The organism is Shewanella sp. KT0246, from assembly GCF_019654955.1.
Taxonomy (GTDB): domain Bacteria; phylum Pseudomonadota; class Gammaproteobacteria; order Enterobacterales; family Shewanellaceae; genus Shewanella; species Shewanella goraebulensis.
The window spans coordinates 100208-108660 of record NZ_BPEV01000020.1 but is presented as its reverse complement, the minus strand read 5'-3'; the positions used below and the strand labels follow the sequence as shown (position 1 = coordinate 108660).

Genomic DNA, 8453 nt, shown 5'->3' with positions numbered 1-8453 from the left:
GCTCTATATATAAACGAAAGAAAACAAAGTTGCTTACTGGTTGTATGGGCTATGGCGCTTTTGTGGTTTTTAACGACTTGATTTATAAACTACAGTTTGTTCCAGAAAAGAAAGTTACTATTTTTATATACATTGTATTTTATCTAGTTTTATTGGCTTTATTTGATTTTTATATAAAAAAACATCAAAAGTGATAAGAGCAAGTGGTTAAAGTTTACTCTGCCCCTGACGAATCCCCCACTCTCTGACCCCACTTAATCCATCAAATTATAATCTTACTTTTTATCATCGACCTTACAGAATGATATAAAATCATTCTTGTATTTTTCGAAATAATCACTTTCACATATTTGATGTATATTAGTTTTGGCTGCGACTTCCTCTGCATCATAAAGTGACTCAACAATTACAGCATACTTTAATGCTTCTTGCGCATAACCTTGATAAAGCTTTATATCTCTCAGCATTGAATAGGCCATTGAACATTTCTTATCAAGATTAGGGCAGTATCGATTAATGGCTTCTAAATAATCAGTTTCAGCCTGTTTAAAGTCTTTCACTAAAAGATTATTAAAACCTTCACTCATCAATTCGTCAAAACTAAGTTGGTTCTTCTCTTCAGCAATTAAACTCCAATTTATACATAATAAAAACATAAGAAAATAACGTTTCATATCTGAAGACCTTGATTATGACAAACTTGAGTAAGAAATTAGTGAAGTCAGAATAAACTAACTTAAATTAAAACAAAATTACCCTAAGTAATGTTTATATGTCATAACATAAACAAAAGCCCCGATACCGTTAGGTATCGGGGCTTTCAACTTTTTAGTTTCTAAGCTTTTAGGCTAGAGACCAGCAGTGCATATAGCGCTGTATAAATCGGTTAGAACAAGGCGCTTTACCACGACGTTTAGTTTTTCATAAACGAGTGGTGAAGCAACGCAGTTATCACCAATTTAGACAAGCTAGATTACATCATGCCGCCCATTCCGCCCATACCACCGCCCATGCCGCCCATATCTGGCGCTGCTGCGTCTTGTGGAATTTCAGCTACCATTGCTTCTGTTGTGATCATAAGACCTGCAATAGATGCTGCAAACTGTAATGCACTACGGGTTACTTTAGTTGGGTCAAGAATACCCATTTCTAGCATGTCACCGTAGGTGTCGTTACCCGCGTTGTAACCGAAGTTACCTGTGCCGTTTTTAACTGTGTTCGCTACAACTGACGCTTCTTCACCTGCGTTAGTTGCGATTTGGCGAAGTGGCGCTTCCATTGAACGTAGTGCGATGATCACACCGTGTTTTTGGTCTTCGTTGATCACTTCAACTTCAGAGATTTTAGAAGCAACACGTACTAGTGCAACCCCACCTCCAGGAACAACGCCTTCTTCAACGGCTGCGCGAGTTGCGTGTAGTGCATCTTCAACGCGGGCTTTTTTCTCTTTCATTTCAACTTCAGTTGCTGCGCCAACTTTGATAACAGCTACGCCGCCAGCAAGTTTAGCCATACGCTCTTGAAGTTTTTCTTTGTCGTAATCAGATGTTGATTCTTCAACTTGAATCTTGATTTGCGATACACGACCAGAGATTTGCGCTTGCTCGCCGTTACCATCGATGATGGTTGCGTTATCTTTAGTGATAACTACGCGCTTAGCAGTACCTAAATCTTCTAATGTCGCTTTTTCAATCTCTAGACCGATTTCTTCAGCGATAACAGTACCGCCAGTTAAGATAGCGATGTCTTGTAGCATTGCTTTACGACGGTCACCAAAGCCAGGTGCTTTAACAGCTGCTACTTTAACGATACCGCGCATGTTGTTCACAACTAATGTTGCTAATGCTTCGCCTTCAACGTCTTCTGCAACGATAAGCAATGGCTTACCTGTTTTCGCTAACGCTTCTAGGATTGGTAATAATTCACGGATGTTAGAGATTTTCTTATCAACTAATAAGATGAATGGAGAATCTAACTCAACGCTGCCTGTTTCTGGCTTGTTGATGAAGTATGGTGATAGGTAACCACGGTCAAACTGCATACCTTCAACAACGTCTAATTCGTTTTCTAGGGCTTGGCCTTCTTCAACAGTGATAACGCCTTCTTTACCTACGCGCTCCATTGCTGTCGCAATGATTTCACCGATTGACTCGTCAGAGTTAGCTGAGATAGTACCAACCTGAGCAATCGCTTTAGAATCTGAACACTCTTGAGAAAGTGCTTTAAGTTCAGCAACCGCTGCGATAACCGCTTTATCGATACCGCGCTTAAGATCCATTGGGTTCATGCCAGCTGCAACCGCTTTAAGACCTTCAGTCACGATTGATTGTGCAAGAACAGTAGCGGTAGTCGTACCGTCACCAGCAGCGTCATTGGCTTTAGAAGCAACTTCTTTCACCATTTGAGCGCCCATGTTTTCGAACTTATCTTCTAGTTCGATTTCTTTGGCAACTGAAACACCATCTTTAGTGATTAGTGGTGCGCCAAAGCTTTTGTCTAAAACAACGTTACGACCTTTAGGGCCTAACGTTACTTTAACTGCGTTAGCGAGAATGTTTACGCCGTCTAGCATTTTAACGCGAGCGTCACTGCCAAATTTAACTTCTTTTGCTGACATTTGTCTGTTCCTTAAAATTTGAGATGTTTGAAAGCGAGTTAATAACGAGGATTAACCTACAACTGCCATTAAGTCTGATTCTGATAGGATAAGTACTTCTTCACCATCAATCTTTTCTTTCTTCACGCCGTAACCTTCATTGAAAATCACTACGTCGCCAACTTGTACGTCAAGTGCTTTAACAGTACCGTTCTCTAAAATACGACCATTGCCCACAGCAAGGATTTCACCACGTGTAGAAACTTCTGCAGCGCTACCTGTTAATACGATGCCACCAGCTGAAGTTGATTCTACTTCTAAACGCTTAACGATTACGCGGTCATGTAATGGACGAATATTCATCTACGGACTCTCCTAATGATTGCTGCCCACAAACGAGGCGATTAAAACAAATGATAAGGGCAATACTCCCTTTGATGTTTGATATATGGGGGTCGATGCTCACAGTTCCAAGGGGTTTAATAAAAAAACTGCGATTTTTTTGTAAAAATTGTAGCTAGTATTTATTAAACCATAATAAATACTGATAGAATTTGTCTCCCGTTGTCGTGTTAAGTCCAAATTGATGAATGATAAACATGGGTTGCTAAGTGCGCCGATTGGCCGCGTGCTATTAAATATGAGCCTCCCAAACCTTATCGGTATCCTCACCATTTATGGTGGCAGCCTCATAGATACATTTTTCATCAGTCAGTTAGGTACTGATGCGCTTGCTGCTGTCAGTTTTACTTTCCCTGTCGCCATTGTGTTTGCCAGCATTGCCATTGGTATTGGCGCGGCCACGTCGACAAACCTTTCTCGACTTATCGGTGCAGGCAACACCTCCAAAGCCAAAAGTTTCTTATTTGATGCCATGCTGCTGACATTTATCTTAATCAGTATATTGGTCTCGATTGGCATTATGGCAATTGACCCACTGTTTAATTTGATGGGTGCAAACGAGAAGAGCTTACCGCTGATCCACGACTATATGTTGATATGGTTTTGCAGTGCGCCATTATTAGTCCTGCTGATGGTAGGCAACCAAGGCATTCGTGCAACAGGCGACACTCGCTCACCGGCAATTATTATGGCGGTAGCAGCAATAATTAACTTAATTCTCGATCCGTTATTAATTTTTGGTTTAGGGCCTTTTCCCCGACTTGAGATTCAAGGGGCTGCAATTGCGACTTTAGTTTCGTGGGTGGTGGCTTTTACCGTTTCGGGCTACATCCTCATTTATAAAAAGCGCATCTTGGAGTTAATGACCCTTTGCCGAGTTCGTATTACTGCAAATTGGAAAAAGCTTGGTCATATTGCTCGCCCTGCCGCGTTAATGAATATGCTAAACCCTATCGCCAATGGCGTTATTTTAGCGATGCTCGCCCGTGCAGACCAAGCAGCTGTCGCCGCTTTTGGCGCCGGTATTCGCCTTGAAACATTATTTCTGGTGGTGATTATGGCGCTAACTTCAAGTTTAATGCCCTTTGTTGGTCAAAATCTTGGAGCTGGCCAACCTCAACGCGCTAAAGATGGCATGATGCTGGCTTTTCGCTTTGCGTTAGTGTTTCAAACCTTGCTGTATATCCCAATTTTCTTCAGCGGTCATGCTATTGCAGAGTTGTTCAGCCAAGATCCTGCGGTCATTGATTACCTCAGCTTTTATATTCAAGTTTTACCTGCTGCATACGGCCCTTTAGCCATCGTGATTATGTTTGCGACTTGCCTAAATGCTTACCACCGCCCAATGAAATCATTAGTAATTAACCTAGTGCGCTTATTTGCTTTAATGCTGCCTTTAGCGGCTATTGGCTTATATTTAGGTGGCGTTAAGGGCTTACTGATTGCACTGCCTGTGACTAATACCATTATGGGTATAGCTTGTTATGTTATGGCCAGTAAAATCACTGAACCCGACTCAGCCCATTTGCATTACAACAATGACGAAATCAATAGTTCTCCCGACTCTACGCTATAGTGTTATCAAAATAATTTGATCAAGATTACTTTGTGAAGATTGCTTTTATGAAGTTAGCTTCAAGAAATAGCTTTGCAAAGAACCTTTCGTCGAGATCATGATTAAGCTTAATTCATCAGCTATTGCAGCATTGGGCAATTAGTGGTGTATTGATTTAACGGCTCTATTGAAGAGTAAGCTAATTCGGCAAACAAGTAGGCCCTAATATCGCCAAGGAAAGTTCATGAGTAAATCGGTTAATGCTGCGCTGTTAAACGCTTTTGTATGCCCAGGAACGGGCCATTTATATTTAGGTAAAAAAGCCATTGGTTGGGGCATTATCGCGGCCAGTTTTGTGAGCCTATGTGTAATGATGACAGTAATAATAAAACGTGCTCAAGCCATTGCTGATGAGATCGTTGCTGGTAACATTCCGCTGGATTTTTATAGTATTTACGCTGCCGTGCACGACAGTGTCACCAACAACTTACCCCAATCGTTAAACTTAGCCCTGTGGGTTTTATTAGCTTGCTGGATTGGCGGCACGATTAGCGCATTCTGGATGGGTAAAAAAATGGATGACGCTGCTAAGCAGTAGTTTGTTAATAGTAAAGAATCGTTTAATCATTTTTTAAAACCATAGCTTACCAAAAACGCTCAATAAAAAGCCGCTTGAGTTATATGCTCAAGCGGCTTTTTTGTATTCAATTTACATCTTAACGTGTGCGGGTTTTATCCGTATCATTACTGTTATCTGAACTAGCAGGCTCTTTATTACTAGCAGTCTCGCTCGCAGCTTTACTTGAAGATTCTGCACCTTTATCTGTATCAGACTCTTTCGCTGGCGTAATGTCTTTTACTTCCACTTGATGAGTTTCAGGCGTTAGGTCATTAGGATCAAACTTACGCTCAAAATCACCATCAAAGGTATTACCGTCTTGCCCACCAAATGGGCCTTGATTACCAAAAGGGCTTTGGCCTGCTTGACCTTGGAAACCACCTTTAAATCCGCCACCAGCAACCACTCGCATTTGCATACGTTTAAATATATAGCTGGCGATAGGTGAGCGGGTGAATGGAGTTAATAACAACAAACCAATAAAATCAGTCACAAAACCTGGGAATAATAATAATAAACCCGCTGCCGCTAACATCATGCCTTCGACAATTTCTTTACCCGGTGCTTCACCACGTTCAAGCTTAGATTGCACCGACATTAAGGTGCTTAACCCTTGGCTGCGAACCAGCGATACACCGACAATAGCGGTAAGAAAAACTAGCGCAACAGTATTCAATGGGCCAAACACATCCCCTACTGAAATCAACACTGATAACTCAATAGCAGGAACAAGAATAAAAACTAAAAATAAAACTAACAGCATGTTGGCCTCAATTATTTCATTGGGTATGAACAATATATGGGGGTAATCGGGTCTTAATTCAAGACGCATCAAAATTATCGTTAATCACAACTGGATTACGCGACTCACAACGCTAATGTAATTTGCTATTGTACTGAACAAAAGTGAGATACATTAGCGAATTATGATTAAATTCAAAAAGCATTGGCATTAATCCATTTTAGGTGATTAAGCTTAAGCTAACTTTAAGATAAACCAAGGATGATAGACTCCCTATGTCAGCAAGCTATTTATTAGTTATAACAACTTGTCCAGATATCGCCAGTGCTAAAAAGCTCGCCACGGCATTAGTCACTGCGAAAGTTGCCGCTTGTGTACAACTGTATCCGCAAATTGAGTCAGTTTATATTTGGGAAGGTGAAGTTTGTCATAGTAGTGAAGTCGCGATGCACATAAAATGCATGGCAGATAATTATGATGTAATAGAAAAAATAGTGATCGATTTGCATCCCTATGAAGTACCAGAATTAATCGCTACGCCTATTACTCAAGGCTTGCCAAATTATTTACATTGGATAAAAGAAACCTCTCAATCATGAAAAAAATATTTACGTTTTTATTGACCAGTTTACTTCTGCTATCCCCGTTAGCACACAGTGAAGACATTTTTAGCAACAACAATAAGTTCAGCTTCCTTCAGGATGAACCTGAATTAATGCCTGTTGAGCAAGCGTTTGTTTTTGATTACAAGCAAGACGGTAATCGAGTGGCAATTAACTTTGTTATCGCTGAAGGCTATTACCTGTACCGTGACAAACTCACCTTTAGTGCTGATGGTGCCGTTATTGGTGATATCGCGCTGCCCAAAGGTAAGATGCACGACGATGAGTACTTTGGCGAACAAGAAGTTTATTACTCGTTTGTTGAACTGCCATTAGCGCTAAAAGAGGCCGCTACGGGCTCAAAAGTGCAAGTTACTTTTATGGGCTGTGCTGAAGGTAAACTGTGTTATCCGCCAACCAAGCGTGACGTAGACCTTGAAGCGGTTGCTGCCAATGATGGCAAACTGGCTAAAAAGAAAGCCATTATTGGCGATGCACCTAAAAAAGCTGACACCAGCTCACAGGACTATTCAGCGGCCAGTAATCAAGCTGATGCACAAGCTCCTATTACCCAACAAGACAGCTTAAGCCAAATGCTGGCTAACGATAGTCTAATGTGGACCTTAATCATCTTCTTTGGTTTAGGTATTGGTTTAGCACTAACCCCTTGTGTATTCCCAATGTATCCAATCTTGTCAGGCATAATTGTGGGCCAAGGCAAGCAGCTATCGACAGCCAAAGCATTCACTTTGTCGATGGCTTATGTACAAGGTATGGCTATTACCTATTCGCTATTAGGCTTAGTGGTCGCATCGGCAGGACTTAAGTTCCAAGCTGCACTACAACACCCTGCAATTTTGATTTTCTTAGCAGTGATGTTTGTCCTATTAAGCTTATCGATGTTCGGTCTTTACGAGTTACGTCTGCCGGGTAAATGGCAAGATAAGATGAATAATCTGTCGAATAACCAAAAAGGTGGCAACCTGATTGGTGTATTCTTCATGGGAGTGATTTCAGGCTTAGTTGCTTCACCGTGTACTACCGCTCCTTTGTCTGGTGCATTGATTTACGTGGCGCAAAGCGGTGACTTACTGCAAGGCTTCTTAGCACTTTACGTATTAAGCATGGGCATGGGCGTACCGCTACTCATTATAGGTACATCAGGCGGTAAGTTATTACCACGTGCAGGGGCTTGGATGGATATCATTAAGACCATTTTCGGCTTCTTACTGATTTCAGTGTCTATCGTGATGATCGATCGGATCTGGCCTGGGGTTGTCTCTGACGTATTATGGTCAATTTGGGGAATTAGCTTGACCGGTTACTTAATGCATCAGAATAAACTGTCTGAATTTAACTGGAAGCAAACCACTCGCGGCGTGTTGCTGATGCTAACCTTGCTGGCTAGCTTCTCTTATGGTTTTCAAGCTGTAATGTCGGCAATGGGATTACAAGCACCATCAATGAGCAACGAAATCGCACAAACAGCCCAAGTAAAAAAGGTAGAATTTAAACTAATTAAGTCAGTGGAAGATTTAGAGCTTGAGTTAGACAAAGCCAGCGTAAGCGGTAAAAATGTCATGCTAGATTTATACGCAGACTGGTGCGTAGCTTGTAAAGAGTTTGAGCACATCACCTTTAAAGACCCTGCGGTGGTTGAACGTTTAGATCAAATGATTTTACTCAAAGCTGACTTAACTAAAACCGACGCAATTGATATTGAGTTGATGGAACATTTCAGTGTTTTAGGCTTGCCTGCACTTATCATGTTCGATAAAAACGGTGTTCAACGTGAAGATATGCGAGTAACGGGCTTTATGAAGCCTAAACCTTTTGCTGAGCACTTGGATTTATTACTCGAAAAGTAAAATCGCAAAAGCATAACACACTGAAAAAAGACCAATTAAATTTTTAATTGGTCTTTTTTTTATTTTATA

Annotated in this window: 9 protein-coding genes; 5 read left to right on the top strand and 4 right to left on the bottom strand. The window is 41.1% G+C overall.

Features of this window, described 5'->3' with window-relative positions; translation table 11 throughout:
- On the top strand, positions 1–194 hold a 194-nt coding region (locus K5Q58_RS11835), incomplete at its 5' end, for a hypothetical protein (RefSeq protein ID WP_220754136.1).
- An 81-nt stretch (positions 195–275) separates the two neighbouring features.
- Here K5Q58_RS11835 and K5Q58_RS11830 read toward each other — a convergent pair.
- The 3 genes from K5Q58_RS11830 to K5Q58_RS11820 form a co-directional block, all read right to left on the bottom strand.
- Positions 276–674, bottom strand: a complete 399-nt coding sequence (locus K5Q58_RS11830) for a hypothetical protein (protein ID WP_055022855.1) — start codon at positions 672–674, stop codon at positions 276–278.
- Between the two features lie 299 nt (positions 675–973).
- Positions 974–2617 carry a chaperonin GroEL gene (gene groL, locus K5Q58_RS11825; protein WP_220754135.1) on the bottom strand — a complete coding sequence of 548 codons (1644 nt, stop codon included), beginning with the start codon at positions 2615–2617 and terminating at the stop codon, positions 974–976.
- 51 nt (positions 2618–2668) lie between these two features.
- Positions 2669–2959: a co-chaperone GroES gene (locus K5Q58_RS11820; RefSeq protein ID WP_220754134.1), complete on the bottom strand. Its 291-nt coding sequence runs from the start codon at positions 2957–2959 to the stop codon at positions 2669–2671.
- 223 nt (positions 2960–3182) lie between these two features.
- On the opposite strand from K5Q58_RS11820, the gene K5Q58_RS11815 reads away from it, so the two are divergent.
- Together K5Q58_RS11815 and K5Q58_RS11810 are read left to right on the top strand one after the other, a co-directional pair.
- On the top strand, positions 3183–4574 hold the full coding sequence (locus K5Q58_RS11815; protein WP_220754133.1) for an MATE family efflux transporter: 1392 nt from the start codon (positions 3183–3185) through the stop codon (positions 4572–4574).
- Between the two features lie 223 nt (positions 4575–4797).
- Positions 4798–5151, top strand: a complete 354-nt coding sequence (locus tag K5Q58_RS11810) for a hypothetical protein (protein ID WP_220754132.1) — start codon at positions 4798–4800, stop codon at positions 5149–5151.
- A 118-nt stretch (positions 5152–5269) separates the two neighbouring features.
- Here K5Q58_RS11810 and K5Q58_RS11805 read toward each other — a convergent pair whose 3' ends face one another.
- Positions 5270–5935, bottom strand: a complete 666-nt coding sequence (locus K5Q58_RS11805) for an FxsA family protein (protein ID WP_220754131.1) — start codon at positions 5933–5935, stop codon at positions 5270–5272.
- Between the two features lie 254 nt (positions 5936–6189).
- Here K5Q58_RS11805 and cutA point away from each other — a divergent pair, with 254 nt between their 5' ends.
- Together cutA and K5Q58_RS11795 are read left to right on the top strand one after the other, a co-directional pair.
- A complete protein-coding gene (gene cutA / locus K5Q58_RS11800) occupies positions 6190–6513 on the top strand; it encodes a divalent-cation tolerance protein CutA (RefSeq protein WP_220754130.1) in 324 nt (107 codons plus the stop codon).
- Positions 6510–8384, top strand: a complete 1875-nt coding sequence (locus tag K5Q58_RS11795) for a protein-disulfide reductase DsbD (RefSeq protein ID WP_220754129.1) — start codon at positions 6510–6512, stop codon at positions 8382–8384. Before cutA ends, K5Q58_RS11795 begins: the two co-directional genes overlap by 4 nt.
- Positions 8385–8453 lie beyond the last annotated feature (69 nt).